General features: G+C 50.9%; 19 protein-coding genes and 1 tRNA gene. 11 read left to right on the forward strand and 9 right to left on the reverse strand.

From position 1 onward, the window contains the following. The first annotated feature begins 114 nt into the window (after window positions 1-114). Window positions 115-1341, forward strand: coding sequence for a multidrug efflux MFS transporter MdtG (mdtG, locus tag DDT56_RS19330; RefSeq protein WP_136168037.1), 1227 nt, complete (start codon window positions 115-117; stop codon window positions 1339-1341). A 137-nt stretch (window positions 1342-1478) separates the two neighbouring features. On the opposite strand, the gene mdoH is transcribed toward mdtG, so the two are convergent. Both mdoH and DDT56_RS19340 read right to left on the reverse strand, forming a co-directional pair. Beyond that, the gene (gene mdoH / locus DDT56_RS19335; RefSeq protein ID WP_136168038.1) at window positions 1479-4028 is read right to left on the reverse strand and encodes a glucans biosynthesis glucosyltransferase MdoH; all 2550 of its coding nucleotides are present in this window, start codon (window positions 4026-4028) and stop codon (window positions 1479-1481) included. Beyond that, the gene (locus tag DDT56_RS19340; protein ID WP_136168039.1) at window positions 4021-5589 is read right to left on the reverse strand and encodes a glucan biosynthesis protein G; all 1569 of its coding nucleotides are present in this window, start codon (window positions 5587-5589) and stop codon (window positions 4021-4023) included. Before DDT56_RS19340 ends, mdoH begins: the two co-directional genes overlap by 8 nt. Window positions 5590-6101: 512 nt before the next feature. Between DDT56_RS19340 and DDT56_RS19345 the strand changes: the two genes are divergently transcribed. Together DDT56_RS19345 and DDT56_RS19350 are read left to right on the forward strand one after the other, a co-directional pair. Beyond that, a complete protein-coding gene (locus DDT56_RS19345; protein WP_136168040.1) occupies window positions 6102-6521 on the forward strand; it encodes a DUF2946 domain-containing protein in 420 nt (139 codons plus the stop codon). 166 nt (window positions 6522-6687) lie between these two features. Further along, window positions 6688-8136, forward strand: coding sequence for a PepSY-associated TM helix domain-containing protein (locus DDT56_RS19350; protein ID WP_246856826.1), 1449 nt, complete (start codon window positions 6688-6690; stop codon window positions 8134-8136). A gap of 113 nt (window positions 8137-8249) precedes the next feature. Here the strand turns inward: DDT56_RS19350 and DDT56_RS19355 are convergent, their stop codons facing one another. From DDT56_RS19355 to DDT56_RS19365, 3 genes are all read right to left on the reverse strand, one after another. Beyond that, window positions 8250-9914 (reverse strand): methyl-accepting chemotaxis protein, encoded by a 1665-nt coding sequence (locus tag DDT56_RS19355; RefSeq protein WP_136168042.1) that lies wholly within the window; start codon window positions 9912-9914, stop codon window positions 8250-8252. 573 nt (window positions 9915-10487) lie between these two features. Beyond that, window positions 10488-10754 carry a hypothetical protein gene (locus tag DDT56_RS19360; RefSeq protein WP_136168043.1) on the reverse strand — a complete coding sequence of 89 codons (267 nt, stop codon included), beginning with the start codon at window positions 10752-10754 and terminating at the stop codon, window positions 10488-10490. A gap of 171 nt (window positions 10755-10925) precedes the next feature. After that, a complete protein-coding gene (locus tag DDT56_RS19365) occupies window positions 10926-11198 on the reverse strand; it encodes a hypothetical protein (protein WP_136168044.1) in 273 nt (90 codons plus the stop codon). A 217-nt stretch (window positions 11199-11415) separates the two neighbouring features. On the opposite strand from DDT56_RS19365, the gene DDT56_RS19370 reads away from it, so the two are divergent. Further along, window positions 11416-11601, forward strand: a complete 186-nt coding sequence (locus tag DDT56_RS19370; RefSeq protein WP_136168045.1) for a GhoT/OrtT family toxin — start codon at window positions 11416-11418, stop codon at window positions 11599-11601. A gap of 111 nt (window positions 11602-11712) precedes the next feature. Further along, window positions 11713-11979, forward strand: coding sequence for a DksA/TraR family C4-type zinc finger protein (locus DDT56_RS19375; RefSeq protein WP_136168046.1), 267 nt, complete (start codon window positions 11713-11715; stop codon window positions 11977-11979). A gap of 46 nt (window positions 11980-12025) precedes the next feature. On the opposite strand, the gene DDT56_RS19380 is transcribed toward DDT56_RS19375, so the two are convergent. Then, window positions 12026-12454 carry a universal stress protein gene (locus DDT56_RS19380; protein WP_136168047.1) on the reverse strand — a complete coding sequence of 143 codons (429 nt, stop codon included), beginning with the start codon at window positions 12452-12454 and terminating at the stop codon, window positions 12026-12028. 486 nt (window positions 12455-12940) lie between these two features. Between DDT56_RS19380 and DDT56_RS19385 the strand changes: the two genes are divergently transcribed. The 3 genes from DDT56_RS19385 to DDT56_RS19390 all read left to right on the forward strand — a co-directional run bounded on the left by DDT56_RS19385 (window position 12941) and on the right by DDT56_RS19390 (window position 15043). Beyond that, the gene (locus DDT56_RS19385) at window positions 12941-13195 is read left to right on the forward strand and encodes a biofilm/acid-resistance regulator YmgB/AriR (protein WP_136168048.1); all 255 of its coding nucleotides are present in this window, start codon (window positions 12941-12943) and stop codon (window positions 13193-13195) included. 432 nt (window positions 13196-13627) lie between these two features. Beyond that, window positions 13628-13804 (forward strand): YnfU family zinc-binding protein, encoded by a 177-nt coding sequence (locus tag DDT56_RS24850; RefSeq protein ID WP_246856827.1) that lies wholly within the window; start codon window positions 13628-13630, stop codon window positions 13802-13804. A gap of 489 nt (window positions 13805-14293) precedes the next feature. Next, window positions 14294-15043 carry a helix-turn-helix transcriptional regulator gene (locus tag DDT56_RS19390; protein WP_136168049.1) on the forward strand — a complete coding sequence of 250 codons (750 nt, stop codon included), beginning with the start codon at window positions 14294-14296 and terminating at the stop codon, window positions 15041-15043. Here DDT56_RS19390 and DDT56_RS19395 read toward each other — a convergent pair. After that, on the reverse strand, window positions 15015-15647 hold the full coding sequence (locus DDT56_RS19395; RefSeq protein WP_136168050.1) for an acyl-homoserine-lactone synthase: 633 nt from the start codon (window positions 15645-15647) through the stop codon (window positions 15015-15017). The two genes, DDT56_RS19390 and DDT56_RS19395, sit on opposite strands and share 29 nt — an antisense overlap. Window positions 15648-15929: 282 nt before the next feature. Then, a tRNA-Ser gene (locus DDT56_RS19400) sits at window positions 15930-16017 on the reverse strand. Between the two features lie 224 nt (window positions 16018-16241). Between DDT56_RS19400 and yccA the strand changes: the two genes are divergently transcribed. Then, window positions 16242-16901, forward strand: a complete 660-nt coding sequence (gene yccA / locus DDT56_RS19405) for an FtsH protease modulator YccA (protein ID WP_136168051.1) — start codon at window positions 16242-16244, stop codon at window positions 16899-16901. A gap of 120 nt (window positions 16902-17021) precedes the next feature. After that, complete coding sequence (tusE, locus tag DDT56_RS19410; protein ID WP_136168052.1) at window positions 17022-17351, forward strand: sulfurtransferase TusE; 330 nt, start codon at window positions 17022-17024, stop codon at window positions 17349-17351. Between the two features lie 3 nt (window positions 17352-17354). On the opposite strand, the gene yccX is transcribed toward tusE, so the two are convergent. Next, window positions 17355-17633 (reverse strand): acylphosphatase, encoded by a 279-nt coding sequence (yccX, locus tag DDT56_RS19415; protein WP_136168053.1) that lies wholly within the window; start codon window positions 17631-17633, stop codon window positions 17355-17357. 198 nt (window positions 17634-17831) lie between these two features. On the opposite strand from yccX, the gene hspQ reads away from it, so the two are divergent. Continuing rightward, on the forward strand, window positions 17832-18140 hold the full coding sequence (gene hspQ, locus DDT56_RS19420; protein ID WP_136168054.1) for a heat shock protein HspQ: 309 nt from the start codon (window positions 17832-17834) through the stop codon (window positions 18138-18140). The last annotated feature ends 34 nt before the right edge of the window (window positions 18141-18174 follow it).

Genomic DNA, 18174 nt, shown 5'->3' on the forward strand with positions numbered 1-18174 from the left:
GCCGATATCATTTAAGCGGCTCATACTTGATAGATAGCCTGTTATGTAATAACTGATATTTACCTTTTTGCCTGCCCTCACCCATAAAAAACACCAATACGTTAACGGAAACTTATGACACCTGAAGCGGAGCCTATTGATTGGAAGCGTAATCTTTATGTTGCCTGGTTAGGCTGTTTTTTCACTGGAGCCGCATTCAGCCTGGTCATGCCGTTTCTTCCGCTCTACGTTGAACAGCTTGGCGTCACCGGTCACGAAGCGTTGAATATGTGGTCCGGCGTGGTTTTCAGCATTACCTTTCTCTTCTCCGCCATCGCCTCTCCCTTTTGGGGACGCCTCGCCGACCGCAAGGGCCGTAAGCTGATGCTGCTACGCTCTGCGCTGGGTATGTGCATCGTTATGATACTTATGGGCCTGGCGCAAAATATATGGCAATTCCTGTTTCTGCGCGCCGCTCTCGGCATTCTGGGCGGGTTTGTTCCCAACGCAAACGCATTAATCGCCACTCAGGTTCCGCGCAATAAAAGCGGATGGGCGCTGGGAACGCTGTCAACCGGCGCCGTGAGCGGTGCGCTTATCGGCCCCCTGATCGGCGGCTATCTGGCGGATACCTATGGCTTACGCCCGGTGTTTTTCATTACCGCCGCGGTGCTGTTTATCTGTTTTCTCATCACCCTGATCTACGTTCGGGAGCGTTTTACCACCATCCGTAAAAAAGACATGCTCAGCGGCCGGCAGGTGATGACCTCGCTGAAAAACCCCAAGCTGGTATTAAGCCTGTTTATTACTACGCTGATTATTCAGATCGCCACGGGATCGGTATCGCCGATACTCACGCTATTCGTTCGCGATTTAGCCGGGCATACGCAAAATTTGGCCTTTATCAGCGGAATGATCGCCGCCATTCCCGGCGTATCCGCGCTTATCAGCGCGCCGAGACTGGGCAAGTTAGGCGACAGAATCGGCCCTGAGCGCATTCTGATCGCCATGCTGGTTGTATCGGTTTTATTGTTGATTCCAATGGCTTTTGTTCAGACCCCCTGGCAGTTAGGCGTGCTTCGTTTCCTGTTGGGGGCGGCGGACGGGGCGTTACTGCCGGCGGTGCAGACGTTGCTGATTTATCATTCATCCAACCAGGTCGCCGGACGAATATTCAGCTATAACCAGTCGTTCCGCGATGTGGGCAACGTGGCGGGCCCGCTGATCGGCGCATCCATCTCCGCGACCTACGGTTTCCGGGCGGTGTTTATCGTTACCGCATTGGTGGTGATGCTCAACGTGATTTACTCCTGGCGAAGCCTACAGCGCCGCTCCTCAAGAATTGAGCTGCCGGGGGATTAACCCGTCAGACCGGGCGTTGTTGTTATCCCATCGGCGGCTAACCCCACCCCAACCCTCCCCTTCGCAGGGGAGGGAGCAATTTAGCTCCTCCCCCTGGCAAGGGGGAGGCTGGAAAGGGGTCATCAACCTAAAAGCGATTACCCCTTGATAACCGGCGGCGGCAGTTCTCGGTAATAGCCGGACCACGCCGCGTACCGTTCCGGCTGCTGCCATACACGGTAATGGAGACGGGATATCGTCACCGGATCGCTTAACAACGCCAGGCGCTGGTTATTGCCGACATCCTGCGGTTTTCGCCCCAGCGCATCGTTGACGTTCTGTTCACGTACCGCTTCAATCGCCTGGCTGAAACGATGGCGGGCAGTGGCCATCGCGCTGGCCAGCGCATTGATCGACGGATCAAAAACCGCCTGAATAAAGCCATGATCCAGTTTGCGCTGACGATTCAACCGGCAATACTCATCGGTAGCCACGAGTTCGCGCGGCGGCTCGTATTCCTCAGGGATCAACAACAGTTTGGCGCGTTTACAAGCCAGCCCCAGCGTGGCGCGGCTGGAATAAACCGAGACAAACGGTGAAAGAATCAATGAGAACACGATGGGGGACAGCCACCACAGGAAACGCAGATCCAACCACGCCATCCCTATCGCCCAAACCAGCCCCAGGGTTAATTGGGAACCGTGGCGAATAAAGGCTTCCTTCCAGGGGGTGGCGTCGTCGTCGCGCTGCGGAGATTTCCACTGTACCGACCACCCAAGGAAAGCGCTAACCACAAAGACGGTGTGAAACAGCATTCTGACCGGCGCCAGCAGTACGGAGAACAGCATCTCTATCAGCAGGGAAATAAACAGCCGAAAAACGCCGCCATAGGCCTTCGCGCCTTTGGCGCAAATCAGGATCACGCTTAATAATTTCGGTAAAAACAGCAGCACCAGCGTCGTGGAGAATAGCGCGATAGCCAGCTCCGGACGCCACTGCGGCCAGACGGGAAATAACTGTCTGGGCTGCAGAAAGTACTGCGGTTCCATCAGGGTATGCACCACCTGCAACGCCGTCGACAGCATCAGGAACATAAACCATAGCGGCGCCGACAGGTAAGACATCACCCCGGTCAGAAATACCGCCCGGTGAACCGGGTGCATGCCTTTAACCAGAAACAGCCGGAAGTTCATCAGGTTGCCGTGACACCAGCGGCGATCGCGTTTCAGCTCATCCAGCAGGTTAGGCGGCAGCTCTTCATAGCTGCCCGGCAGGTCATAGGCGATCCACACGCCCCATCCGGCACGGCGCATCAATGCCGCTTCGACAAAGTCATGGGAAAGGATGGCTCCGGCGAACGACCCCTCGCCCGGCAACGGCGCCAGCGCGCAGTGCTCGATAAAGGGTTTCACCCGGATAATGGCGTTGTGGCCCCAGTAATGGGATTCGCCCAGTTGCCAAAAATGCAGCCCGGCGGTAAATAACGGACCGTAGACGCGGGTGGCGAACTGTTGGCAACGCGCATACAGCGTATCCATGCCCGACGCTTTCGGCGAGGACTGGATAATTCCCGCGTTCGGATTCGCTTCCATCAGCCGGACGAGAGAGGTCAGACATTCGCCGCTCATGACGCTGTCCGCATCCAGAATAACCATGTAGCTGTACTGGCTGCCCCAACGGCGGCAGAAATCATCAATGTTGCCGCTCTTACGTTTTACCCGGCGACGGCGACGGCGGTAAAAGATTCGTCCCGCCCCGCCCACATCCCGGCAAAGCTCCATCCAGGCTTTCTGCTCGGCGACGCAGGTATCCGCATCGTTACTGTCGCTCAACACATAAATATCGAAGTGATCGAGCATCCCGGTGGCCGCCACGGATTCATAGGTGGCGCGCAGGCCGGCAAAAACCCGCGCGACATCCTCGTTGCAGATGGGCATGATAAGCGCGGTACGATGTTCCGGGTTGAGCGGCTCATCGCCGACCGTAGTGGAAGAGATGCTGTACTTATCCCGTCCGATCAGCAGTTGCAGAAACCCCATCAGGGCGGTCCAGAAACCGGCGGAAACCCAGCAGAACAGCACCGCGAACAGCACAAGAATGCCGCTTTGCAACACATACGGCAGCAGTTGCAGAAAGGATTGCGTCAACGGCTGACCGGCCATTTCAAAGGGATCGATCAGCGCCCAGCCTTGATAAGGCAGGATGGTTTTCATATACCAGGTGGCGATCGCCGTCTGAAAAAGCGTCAGAATCAGCAGGATATAACGCCGCACCGTCCCCACTATGCGCCATCGGTTTTCAGCGATGGTTTCTTCAGGGGTAGTGTGATGGCGAGGCGGCACCGTCCGGCCCAGTAAACTTTCCCACCAGCGAACCAGCGGGTTAGTACGCCAGACATCGGGAAACATGGAGGAACGCGCGATCGTCGGCATCGCCTTCAATGCGGTCCGCCCTTGCGTATCCTTGCCCAGTTGACCGCCGTTATTCAAGCCGTCGGGCCAGGCCATTTCCAGGCGAGCCTGAACCGAACTCAGCGCGGCATCTTCTTCCGTCTGAGCCTTGACCTGGCCGTCGCCGGCCAATGCCTGATGCAATGCCGACTGATCGATAATCTCTGACGATGACAGCTTTTCACGCAGAACCCTCGCCTGCTCGGCAGGCAAGGGCAATTTCTCGATGTAATCGAGAGAGGAAGTTGACTTATTCATTGGCAGGTAGCTGATAACTCCAGGTTTCAGTCAATGTTATTTCACCATTAATCAGCGCAGCCCGCAATTCTGTTGGCTGTTTATTGTCTTTCACACGCAAACGCAGCGTCAAACGCCAGCCCTGGGTCACCGGGTTATAACGAACGCTGCTTTCAACAATCTCGCCGTTTTCGCCAATACTGACCTGAGGGGCAACGGGGGTTTCCTCATTCAGCGCTTTTAGCGTCGGTCCGACAAAGTCCACGATAAAAGCAGTAGTGCCATCGGGCTGACGGATCAGGTTCGACTGTTTAACATCCCCGGTGGAGCGGCGTGTCTGCTGAACATAGGCGACATCCGGCGAATGCAGTTTCTCTTCGTCACGGGTGAAACGCAGGCGATACTTCAGCTCCAGAGGCTTACCGGTTTCAGGCAACACGTCCGGGGTCCAGTAAGCGACGATATTATCGTTTGTTTCATCCGCCGTCGGAATTTCAACCAGTTCGACCTTACCTTTGCCCCACTCGCCTTTCGGTTCAATCCAGCCGCTGGGACGCAGATCGTAGCGATCGTCAAGATCTTCATAAGCGGAGAAAGCGCGGCCGCGCTGCAGCAAACCAAATCCTTGCGGATTTTCTACCGCATAGGTACTCACCGCCAGATGCCGGGGATTATTCAACGGTCTCCAAATCCACTCGCCGTTGCCGGCATGAATCGACAAGCCGTTCGAATCATGCAGCGCCGGACGGTAGTTCAGCGTTGAAGCGGGCTGATTCGGCCCGAACAAATACATACTGGTAAGCGGCGCCACGCCCAGCTTACCGACCTTGTCCCGCAGAAAGACTCTAGCCTGAACGTCAATAACGCTGTCGCCTCCCGGATAGACCACAAAGCGATAGGCCCCCGTCGCACGCGGCGAATCAAGCAATGCGTAGATCACCAGGTGTTTATCGTTCGGTTTCGGCTGTTCGATCCAGAATTCGCGAAAGCGCGGAAACTCTTCACCGGAAGGCAGCGCGGTATCAATCGCCAGCCCGCGCGCGGAGAGGCCGTAAACCTGGCCTTTACCGACCACGCGGAAATAACTGGCGCCCAGCATACTGACAATTTCATCGTCTTTATCCGCTTTATTAATCGGATAGAGCACTTTAAAACCGGCGAAACCAAGGTTTTTCACCGTTTCGGGATCGTGATTGACCGGGCCAAAATTAAAGTAATCTGCTGAATATTTAATCTCTTTTACCGTTGTGGCAGTCACTTCATTAATTTTTACCGGCGTATCGAAATACATCCCTTGATGATAGAACTGTAATTTGAACGGCGTCTGCAACGTATTCCAGTATGATTTGTCGTGATTGAATACAATTTGCTGATAGTCGGCAAATTTTATATCACGGAGCGCCGCCGGAAGGTTGCTTTTCGGCGCCTCGAAGCCTTTCGCCGCCAGCTTTTCCGCCTGTTGGGCAACATCGTCAATCGAAAATGCCCAAGCCGGCGCGGCGCTCAACGACAACACGACGACCGCTGAAAGCCAGCGAAGGCCGACGGCACGCTTTTTAAATCCACATTTATTAACCAGCACAACTCCCCCTGTACGTGTGCTTCAAATTAAATCCATATTAATGGATAAGTTAGCTTTCCGACAACTTGATAAAGGTATGGTTCATCATAATAGGTCAGCGTTTGAGCAACGAGAGCGCCAATAGATGATAAACCGGTCCCGCGTTTACGCAAAGAGCAACTCATCCCTCAATCCGGACAGCATCAGTAAGACTTTATTGCTTGAAAAAATTGAAAACTTACTCCCCAAAAGACCAACTAAGAAAAATCTTAATAATTTTTAAGCATACCTATCTGCACAATATCGGATATCCGTACTATCTGGCTGCAGGAATATTCCTGCTTGTTGATCCGGGTAATTTATCCATTCGCACCACATAACGGATGAAACGCGACAGGCCATATTCATGTAATAACACGCGATGCTATTTATTCACAGGAAACAAGCGGCAAACAAACATTTGTGTAACGAAAACCGCGCGGATAAGGTACAGTATCCGCCACTGAATTCGATACGGTTTACATCATCTCGCTATGCTTTTGTCCCTGTTGCGACGACGACGTTTTCCAGCCTGGCTCGCAATCTTCGCCACGCTGACCATTTTTATTGCGCCAGTGATTTCACAAATGCTGGCGCACCACGATCGCGACATCGGTCAGACCTTAAGCATAGCGACGGCTTTTGCAGAGCATCATCATGCCGGACATCAAATCTCCGGCGCGCGCCACGGCCAAACGCCCCCGTCTTCCCACCCTCAGCCCGCATCCATGATGGATCATGCGGCCTGCGGCTATTGCGTTCTCTTTTCTTACGCCCCGGCGTTGGCTGATGTCGACGGCATTGTCCTTGCGCTAACGCCGAATCTATCCCGTACCCGGGCGATAGCCTTCTACTCCCGCATCATCCCGCTAACGCGATTTGTCTCGCCCGCTCCACGCGCGCCCCCTTACTGAGTATATGCCAATAAGCCTTCGGGCATTTATCTAGCAAACCAGGCAACGATACCTTTTTCAGGTATGGCGTTGGTTCTGGTCGTTTTCCTGCCAACTGACTTCAGAAGGTTTTATGCCGCATTCCAAAACTCAGTCATCACCACCCGCGGCCGCGTTATCCGGGATAATGCCGTCAGATGCCGTATCATCACGTGCCGCGACGATCGCCTTATTTATTCGTCTTCATTTTTACATCGGTATTTTTGTCGGGCCTTTTATTTTCATTGCCGCGCTTACCGGTACGCTATACGTACTTACGCCGCAAATTGAAAACCGGCTTTACGCGCATCAGCTTTTTACGCAAAGTCATGGCGCGCCCCAATCGCTGGAAGCGCAGATCCTGGCCGCCCAGACGGTCCTGGGGCATCAGCATAAAGCGCGATTAACCGCCCTGCGCCCCGCGTCCGCGCCGGGCGAAACCACCAGGGTGATGTTTGCCTCTCCTGAACTGGGGCCGTCTGAAAGCCGGGCTATCTTTATCGATCCCGCCTCGCTGGAAATTCGCGGCGATGAAACCGTCTATGGCACCAGCGGTATTCTGCCTTTCCGAACCTGGCTTGATTACCTGCATCGGGGATTATTACTCGGCGATATCGGGCGAAATTACAGTGAGCTTGCCGCCTCCTGGCTATGGGTTGCGGCGTTGGGCGGGGTGCTAATCTGGGGAGCCACCCGGCATTCGGCGACCACGGGCAGAGGGCGTAATAAAAAAACGCCTCGGACGCCGGCGGCGCAAAAGCGGCGTTTGCGCCGCTGGCATACCGGCATGGGGCTATGCCTGCTGCTTGGCCTGCTGTTTTTCTCCGCCACCGGCCTGACCTGGTCAAAATGGGCCGGCAGCAATATTTCGGCGGCGCGCAACCTGTTAGGCTGGCAAACCCCGGCGCTGAAAACCCAGCTTATCAGCGAACCTACGACGCTATCGGCCCATCACCATGGCGCCGATAGCCACCCGATGCCCGCGGATGAACACGCGGAGCATCACGCCCCGATGCCGATGCCTCACGCTGTCGATAATCCCCCTGAAATGTTTGATCGGGTATTGGCCATAGCCAGAGACGCGGGCATTGATGCCCAAAAAATCGAAATAAAACCCGCGGCCCGGCCCGGTCAGGCGTGGACCGTTTCAGAAATTGACCGCGCCTGGCCGACACAGGTTGATGCGGTTGCCATTAATCCCGCGACGCTGGAGATCGTCGACAAATCGGATTTCACCACCTTTCCGCTGGCCGCCAAACTGACCCGCTGGGGGGTTGATGCGCATATGGGCGTATTGTTCGGCCTACCGAATCAGATTCTGTTGGCCGCTTTCGGCCTTGGCCTCTGTACCATGATTGTCTGGGGATACCGGATGTGGTGGCTGCGGCGCCCACGGCATGGCGGCGGCAATAATCCGGTTAAAACGCTCACCGGCGCGCTCCTGCAGGTGCGTTTTTTCACCAGGGTGCTGCTAGTGGCCATCAGTTGCCTGCTGGCGATATGCTTGCCGGTGATGGGCGTCAGTTTGCTGCTCTTTATATTGATTGACGTCATTCGCTGGCGGCGGGGTCGGACGGTAGCGTCAGACGGCGCTTGATTAAAAAGCGTTTAAACGCCGCTGGCGGGCGCCTGAAAGGCGGCAGGCAGGAAAACCCGCCATTGGATTAGGCAATGGCGGTCAGAAATGGTAAGGAATAAGGCCGGATTAGCTTAAAACGCCGCCCAATCCGCCAGTTCCCCCGCTTTCTTCTCTTTCGCGGGAGCGCTCTCTTCCGGCGATGGCAGAACCGCCGTTGCCGCTTTTCCAGCGGATACCGCTCCCGTATACGCCGCCCCCAGTTTAAACACGCTGACCGTTTGGGTAAGGCTATGCGCCTGATCCTGTAGAGAGAGCGCCGCGGCGGCAGACTCTTCTACCAATGCCGCGTTTTGCTGAGTCGTGGTGTCAATCTGCCCCACTGCCAGGTTAATCTGGTTTATGCCGTCGCTCTGTTCACGACTCGCCTGGGCAATTTCACTGATGATGCCGTTAACGCCCTGAACATTGGTCACCAGCGAATTCATCGTGACGCCGGTGTCCTCTACCAGCCCCATACCGTCCTGAACCTTCTTGAAAGAATCATCGATCAACTCTTTAATCTCTTTGGCGGCGGTAGCGCTTCTTTGCGCTAAAGCGCGAACCTCGCTGGCGACGACGGCGAATCCCCGCCCCTGCTCGCCCGCCCGAGCCGCCTCTACCGCGGCGTTCAATGCCAGGATATTGGTCTGGAAAGCGATGCCGTCAATCACGCCGATAATTTCGGCCATGCGCTGCGACGAATCCCGGATGCCGCGCATTTCCTGCGTCACCTTCTCCATCATTGCGCCGCTTTTCTTCACGGTTTCCGAGGTATCGGCGGCAAGCTCGGTGGCCTGCAGCGTATTGTCGGCGGTATTTTTTATCGTCGACGTCAACTGTTCCATCGACGACGCCGTTTCCTCCAGCGAACTGGCCTGCTCCTCCGTTCTGGCGGAAAGATCCTGGTTACCGGCCGCAATCTGCGATGCCGCGCTTGAAATCGTCTCCGCGCCGTCCCGCACCTGGCTGACAATTTGCCGCAGGCTGGTATTCATATTATGCAACGCCGTCAGCAACATCCCGGCTTCGTCTTTACGGGTGATGCGGATTTGCGAGGTTAAATCACCTTTAGAGACACTCTCCGCGATCGCCAACGCTTCCTGTATCGGATGCGTAACGCTACGGGTGATCAGCGAGGCAATAATCAGCCCGGCGATAATGCTGGCAATGATGACGATTGCCATGAGGGTCCGGGTTTCCCGATAGCTTTCAGCGACATCCTGCGCCGACGCCGCCATTTTGGCATCTTGCGATTCAATCAACTCGGCAATCTTGTCCTTGTATTTCTGCTGGACGACGCGAGTAACATTGAAATACTCGGCCGTTGCGCCGGCCAGATCGCCCGCAACGGCAAACCCCGACAGCTTATTGGCCGAGGCGAGGAAATCTCTGCGGATGTCTCCGATGGAGCTTAATATCGCCAGCGACCTTGCATCATCCACATGTTTATGCAGATATTCCATTAATTGGGATACTTTTACTGAACTTGCTTTGGTAAGTTCCAATTGCTGGTTAACCTCTGCTTCTGACTTCAGCAATAGCAGCAACTGTTGATTATTGAGAAAGGCATTTAACTCATCAATCAGCTGATTGCTTTCCACCGTCAATGGATAATCCCGCGTGACAATATCATCCATTTTATTATTAAAATCAGTCAGCTTGGTTATTGCAACGCTTCCCACAATCAAAAGCATTAAAACCAGGAAAGAAAACCCCGCCCCTAATCGATATCCTATACGCCAGTTGGATAAATTCATTAAAATCTCCTTTATTCATCCTTTCCATCTGCATTTGGAACAATAGCCGCCACTCGGTCTCACGCAAGACCGAGCAAAATATAATCAAGCTCCAAATACCGATAGTTCCAATTTACTTCTCATATTTAAAAAAGGCATGAATCCTGGACAGAGTATTTATTAAGCAATGATAAACCTAAAGAATACGCCAGGATACGATACCGTTAATCAACGCTTGTAACAGTGAAAACAGGAAGCGGGACCGGTCAGAGCATACTGCTAATCGCCATAATCCTAATGTCACCCAAAAGTGTATCGGCACGCTGACAATAATCTTTATATTTCCCCCGGATATATTCCATGGCTTACATATCTATTTAATCGATCGGTTTTCTATAATTTACCCATTTACAAGATAGATGGGGTTATTAAATAAAAATAAAAGAGGAAATAATAAAGCGTAGATTTATAAATAATTAAAAAATTCATTTTCGTTCGATGAGAATACAATTATGAAATCAATATTTAGAATGAGTCATATTATTCAAGAATAAAAAAAGAATGACATAATAACCTATGTCATTCTTTTTTATCTCAAGCTATTAAAGTCAAGTATGTTTCTTTCCAATGAGCTTCACATTCCATACGGGCATTGGGAATATAATGTGATTTCAAATGCCAGTATGGATTATCAATGACCCAGGTGACAACGGCGACATCATGAGAAAAGACGGTTTGCTGAGTATATATAACAGCAAAATACCCTCCTTTATGGTCACTCTTGTAGATCTCATACCGATGAAGTCTACCATCATCATCTTGTACAAAAACCAGCGTTTCCTTAAGAGTTCCCATCAACATAATTGCCTCCTTAAATGATATGAATAATCATTATCGGCAAAAATATGAGAAACCTTACTGATCAATATCAATATCGCAGATTTTGCCGTTAGTTGACGGCAAATAGCATTGCTATATCACAACCCATTAACGCCATGATTGTTATGACATAACATGCTGTAAAGACAGGCGCTATTTTTTCCTGGACGTGCCTTTGGCCTTATCTTTGAGTAATGCTCTGATTTTCTTTATTTCTTTCTGAGTCAACCGGTCCGCAACTGCCTCTTCGGTATGCTGATTATCGACCGTTGCCGACGCGGGCGCTTTGTTGGCCTTATCAAAACTTCGCAGCAGCCGTGCGGTCACTTCAGCACTGATTGAAACCTCATTTTCCAGTGCCGCGGCTTTAATCTTCTCTTTCAAATCCAAGGGGATTTTCAACGATAGGCTAGATATCTCACTCATTTTATTACCTTTCTCATAGGATAAAACACCAAGCTATGATAGTCCTCAGATAATGTCCATAGCGTAACAAAAATTTAATATTTCCGACATGTAAACGCCGGCGGCGACTCGGTATCTATTTTTACATTCCGGTTTGCCCAATCTCCTGGTTAAATAATTGATCATGAAATATTAACGGCATAGAATATGCTGCGCATAAGAAAAAAAGGAAATAAACGTGCCGCATCAAACCCTGTGGGAGTTAATCAAACTCATTTACTTCATCGGTTTTGCTATTTCACTCGTGGTTACATTCCTGCTAAGCAAAGATAAGTCGCTGGCTATTCGGCTCCTGGCCTCTTTGCTGATAGGGCTCACCTGGCCGCTGAGCTTTCCCGTCGTTTTGCTGTTCTCCATTTTCTAGTCGCTGCGGCGTTCGCCGAAGATAACTTGCTCCACGCCTGGCCGTACGACCTTGAATCGGCCAAAATATCCCCAATACTAAGCAAAGGTTCACTATTCTCTGGAGGTAATCATGGCGAGTGGCTGGGCAAATGACGGGGCGGTTCAGGATCAAATCGACGCTACCGTGGATGATGCCGTCGCACGTGCCCGCAGTCGGTTAAATAACGGGGAAAGCGCGCGCTACTGTGATGAATGCGGCGTTCAAATTCCGGAGGCCCGTCGCAAGGCCTTACCCGGCGTGCGGTATTGCATCCAGTGTCAGGAAGAAATCGATAAAAAAAACTCGCAGAGCAGCGGTTATAACCGGCGCGGCAGTAAAGACAGCCAACTGAGATAACCCACCGGCTTATTCCGGGTGACGGGAATAAGCCGCAGGGCTCTGCCTAGCGAACAACCAATACGGATGTTTTAGCATGCCGCACAATAGCCGCGGCATTCGATCCAAGAAGATAGGTTTTGACATCGGGCCGACGTGAACCCACGACGATCAGATCGGCATTGATTTCCTCAGCCAACTGCAGTACCTCATCTCTTGGCGTACCAAAACTCACGCTGAATGACAAACGGGATGAAGGAAGATCGATAGTTTTAGCAAAGGCTTTCAGTTTGTCGTTGGCTTTAACTACCGCCTCATTTTCAAACTCTTTTATGCCGAAAGAATACGCGGATAAAAATGCCGTCGCATCCGGAAGCGCATGAAAAAGATGCACCGTCGCCCCGGATATTTTTGCCAGCCTTACCACATGGATAAGCGCATTGCTGGTCAATTCCTCTTCTTCAATATCAACCGGCACTAAAATGGTCGTATACATGATAGCTCCTTACCTATGTGACCCATATGCAAAGAGTAGCTCGCCCTACCGGCAAGTAACATGATCTTGTTCACCTTTGTGCGCTAAGGACCAGCAAAGCCGCTCGCGTATTGCTTAACCGCCTTGCCAGGCCGTCAAAATTTCCCGGGTTGTAACCACCAGAAGCTGCATCTTCTCGCCCCTTATAAAATATCAGATTATCTACGATTTTATCATATCCATTAAGCGGCAGGCACGCTCAACGCAACTGTAATAAGGTAAAAAACACCCGCTACATATTTATCATGACGGTTTTTAGGTTTACGGAGATTGATTTATCTTCCGCTTTTTATTTTTTATACTTCCTGGTGTTATGCGCAAAGGTGAACTAAAGTTAATGCGTCGTGCTGCAACAGGCGCGTAGTCTTCATTCTTTTTATTCAAGAATTTCATCCATACTTACTTAACCATGTAATATGGCTCATTTCATTTGAGAAGGAAAAATAAATGCATACAGATTCCCCACAGACCGATAAAGAGACTTCTGATTATTATAAGGCTGCAGCTCCGATGAGTGAGATGGAATTACTGGGCAATATCGTTGATGAAATAATCCATTCCGGTCATGCAGTTACCAACAAATCTATCATTTCAAAGCTAGTCAGCAAGATTGAGAACGAAACCAACATAGCCGTTTTGGACAGGTACCGCGCCCTGCTGGAACTGGTCGTCCATAAGACGCAGGATGATTTTTTGGTTTAATCAGAGCACCACGGAAGGATGCTCTGACTCTGAATAGCGATTTGAAAAACAACCCAACAGGCGATTCACTTTTATATTGATTAATTTATCCGTTGTTAAGAAACCCGGTTAGGTAATTTACGGCCAATGGTTCACCCACCTTACATCACGACTAAAATCAAAAGCATAAACAAACGAAAGCATAAACTGATCAAGAGAGGTATTTTATATTTCCTTGAGCAGTTCTGCTGAAAATCAGCGTTTGCGGGTATCGATCGCTTTTAATATTGCTTATTGTAAATAAGCGGAATAGTCATAAAAAACAAACAATACTCTAAATTAGCAGTATCAATTAGATTAAATGCGCTGCATTTAGGGTAAAACAACAAAACTTCATCATAAAAACATATTAAGTGTTAGAATGTTTACCCATACATCGAATTGGTGAAAGGTATGTCTATCTTTGATGCCCTAAAGACGTTCAGCAGCACATCCGTTAACGTCACGTGCCCGGAATGCGCTTTTGCTACTATGCAGCTACGGAGCAAAATACGTAACAACACCACCCTTATCTGTCCCAAGTGCGGTCACTTTTTTCTTCCGAAGGAGCCTCGAACCAACAAAGCATAAGCCGGCTCAACGCGCTGCTGCCCTACACCGAAAATCGCTTTAGCTTATACCGCCACTCTAATGACGTTAATTTATCTGCACAATGAGAATACGCCAATCGCTTACTGCCCCTTGGTTAATAACCGACATTGAGCGACCTCTTCCGGTTGAGCAATTTGGCTTTAATGCTGCGCATTTCCAGCACCTGTTTGGATAGACTCGCTTGGCAACATGTCCACTGAATGGATAGGATTAGCAGATTCAGTTGTGTAGAATGTGAATACCGGCCATCGGTAACTTTTTATATGTCCCGTCTGGCCGGAAAGTTTTTCCCTGGTGTTGGCCGATTGGCAGCCTGACCATCACGGTCAGGTTTTTTTTCTCCAACACAACGAGATTTATTATATATAGCGAATCAAGATCCGTAAGCTGTACTTAAGTACTCACCTGCCCTAGACTTTAGTACAGTTCTCTATATCATAGGGAAAATTGGACCTTCAGGGAGCCAGCATGTTTTCAGTTTTTAATGAAAATCAGATAGTAACAGAGACACTTAGAGACTACATCGACAGGAAACTGTCCCTGCCCGGCAGTTCGAAATACGCCTATACGGTCGTCAGCAAAAAAAATCCGTCAGAGATCCTTATAATTTCCAATTATCCTGACGAATGGGTTGAACTTTACCGTCTCAATAATTTCCAGCTCATCGATCCGGTTATCCTCACGGCCTTTAAGCGCTCTTCGGCCTTCGCATGGGACGAAAATATCACGCTGATGTCCGATCTGAAGTTCACCAAAATTTTTTCTCTATCCCGGCAGTACAACATCGTCAACGGCTTTACCTTTGTACTGCACGACCATTTCAACAACCTGGCTCTATTGTCCGTCATTATTGGCAGCCGCGAACAGGGGGAGCTGGAAGAGTATCTCTCTTCCGAACGAGGGGTTTTGCAAGCGTTACTGATTGATATTAACGAGCAGATGTACCGGCTTGCCCGCTCGGCGTCATCCGACAGACAACAGAATGACGAAAGCAAGAATAAAGCCATCTTTACCCCGCGCGAAAATGAGGTACTTTACTGGGCCAGTATGGGAAAAACCTACGCGGATATTGCTGCAATCGCAGGTATCTCCGTCAGTACGGTAAAGTTTCACATGGGGAATGTCGTCATCAAGCTGGGCGTCAGCAACGCCCGTCAAGCCATCCGATTAGGCGTTGAACTGGATCTGATTATACCGGCAGCGACAGCGGCCAGGTGATAACGGACGAGGGCGAACATCCGGGCAAGGCGGCGAACCCGGATGCCATCCTTTCCTGGTCTTCAGAACCAGTCGGGAGATACACCAGGTAGATGCGCTCACGCTCATTGAGAAACGCCTCTTTGAGCGGCCTGACCCGCCACCCTGAACGCTTCAGGATAGTCAGCATCGGCCGGCTCACAATGGTGTGAATAGCGCTGCGCTCGTGGTGACGGGCCCAATTAATCATGGCGAGAAACAGCGCCTGGCTTACCGGATAACGTAAGCCAAGCAACTGCCGTGCGCGAGTCTTGTCGACAAAAAAACGGCTTGACTCAACGCCTGAGGCCGGCAACGTTACGTCGCCGAAACATTCCTGGAACGTGTGAGTTATCATATTCGGCCGGTCAAGACCGGTAAAACGCACGCTACAAATCAGCTGCCCTTCACACAGCCCAAGTATATAGCGCGTGGAGGGATTATCGAACTCATCGAATTCCATATCGTAACTGCACACCACATCCCATCCGAGACGATCACTGAAGGTTTTTTTCCTCAGCCGGTAAAGCTCATCAGAGTGCTTACCAGTCAGCTCATCGTAGCTAACGTCAAACAGTTCAAGCATTCCATAACCCTTTTATTTTTCATATATTGCGGCTGGTATTCTACAATATTTTTTAACTATCTGGGTTAAACCGAATCATTAAAGGAAATAGTAACTGTTTAATGTTACCCGGACTCTTCAAACCGGTCGCGGGCATAAAATAGAAGGTCAGGTATGATTTACCGGCGGAAAAGTGAGGCGGCCGACGCTGGATAGGCCGCCAATCAGGAAAGATGCTCTACGATGATATTCCAGCAACACAAAATGAAAACGGGCTAGCCTAAGCTAACCCGTTGAATTTTTTGGCGGAGGAGTAGAGATTCGAACTCTAGAACGCTTTCGCGTCGCCGGTTTTCAAGACCGGTGCCTTCAACCACTCGGCCACTCCTCCGCAATGACGCGCACTATAAACAGAGTGCTGGGTCTTGTAAAGCATCATTGCGTTCAATTGCCTGAAAAATAATCTCTTACGATTCAAGCGGACGCAAAACCGCCATAACGTTCATAAATATAGCGATTTACAGCGTAAAGAAGGGTAAAACACCTTTAATAACGTACGGTAACTATTTACTCTTTGGGGTTGGATATGGCCCCCTTAAAGAGAGAGTCGCTGATATGGATCGTATTGTTGTTTCATCAACCCGCGAAAGCTCGTTGCTCAGCACCCATAAAGTGCTGCGTAATACCTATTTCCTGCTATCGCTGACGTTAGGCTTTTCCGCCGTCACCGCCACGGCCAGTACGGTACTTAACCTGCCGGCGCCTGGATTGCTGTTAATGCTGGTCGGCTTTTATGGCTTGATGTTTCTGACCCACAAGCTGGCGAATAGCCCCGCCGGCATTCTGGCGGCCTTTGCGCTGACGGGCTTTATGGGCTACACGCTGGGCCCGCTGTTAAGCACGCTGATATCTTCCGGCTCGGGCGACATTATCATGCTCGCCCTTGGCGGCACGGCGCTGGTGTTTTTCTGCTGTTCGGCCTATGTGTTAACCACCCGCAAGGATATGTCTTTCCTGTCCGGGATGTTGATGACAGGTTTCGTGGTACTGGTGGTCGCGGTAATTGCCAACCTGTTCCTGCAAATCCCGGCGCTGCACCTGGCTATCAGTTCGCTGTTTATTCTGTTCTCCGCCGGGGCGATTCTCTGGGAAACCAGCAACATCATCCACGGCGGCGAAACCAACTACATTCGGGCTACCGTCGGCCTGTACGTGTCGATATATAATATTTTCGTCAGTCTGTTAAGCATTCTGGGCATTATGCGTAACGATTGATCGTCGCCCATTATCAGCCTCAGGCCTCGCTTATGCGGGGCCTTTGTTTTATCCCCCCATATTCTTGGCCAAAGAAATTTTTGTTAAACTGGCGCGAAGTCATATTGCATTTGAGGAAATATGTTGGAGTTTGAAGGCCGTATCATTGAAACGGATGCGCAAGGATATCTGATGGAGAGTGCCGACTGGAGCGAAGCCCTGGCCGCGGTATTGGCCGAGCGGGAAGATATTCAGTTGACGGATGCGCACTGGGAGGTGGTCCGATTTGTGCGGGCGTTTTATCTGGAATTCAATACTTCACCGGCCATTCGCATGTTGGTGAAGGCGATGGCGCAAAAGTATGGTGAAGAAAAAGGCAATAGCCGTTATCTGTATCGGCTGTTCCCCAAAGGCCCTGCCAAGCAAGCGACCAAGATTGCGGGCCTCCCCAAGCCGGTCAAATGCATATAGCATTTAGTAACGGATGCTGAACCCTTTATAATCGAATTTATCGTGCGGCTGGGTGAGGACTTTTTCCACGCTGGCACTGCGCGGGCCGCCTTGTTTCAACCATTCGACCAGTTGTTCAACCGCCTGATGTTCTCCGCAGGCGATAACTTCCACGCTGCCGTCGCTGCTGTTACGAACATAGCCGCTAAGGCCCAGCTGCGCGGCCCGATGCTGGGTGCTGTAACGAAAACCAACCCCTTGAACCACGCCATAAACATGGGCGGCTATAGACACTGTCGGCATTCTCCCTCTCCTCTCTATGTAAAGCAGCCTTTCACTAAGCGGCCTGATAGCATCTTCTGAAAAATGGCGCCATGCTATTATTATAGTATTCAGCCGTTGCATTCCGGGCAAAAAACAAGCTTATCCGCCGCCCGCTCTACTTGAAAAAAACCACAGTTCCCCCATTTAGAGTGTGTTAGAGATTTATCAGGAGGTTATATGATCGTCTGTAAATTTGGTATCGGGCAACAGATTCGTCATAAGCAGCTGGGGTATCCGGGCGTGGTTATCGATATCGACCCCGAATATTCATTGGAAGCCCCCGCATGGGAGGAGCTGGATGCTCAGGACACGCTGCGCACGGCCCCTTGGTATCATGTGGTAATGGAGGATGGCGCAGGGCAGCCTATTCATACGTATCTGGCAGAAGCCCAGTTGATCAAGGAAGAATCCTACCTGGGGGATCATCCCTCATTGGATGAATTGGCTAAAGTCATTCAGAGCCGTGCGCCGCAACTGCGCCACTGATTGGCGCCAGCGGCGGCTGGTCAGGCAGCGTTTA

Source organism: Brenneria corticis (assembly GCF_003115855.1).
Taxonomy (GTDB): Bacteria; Pseudomonadota; Gammaproteobacteria; order Enterobacterales; family Enterobacteriaceae; genus Brenneria; species Brenneria corticis.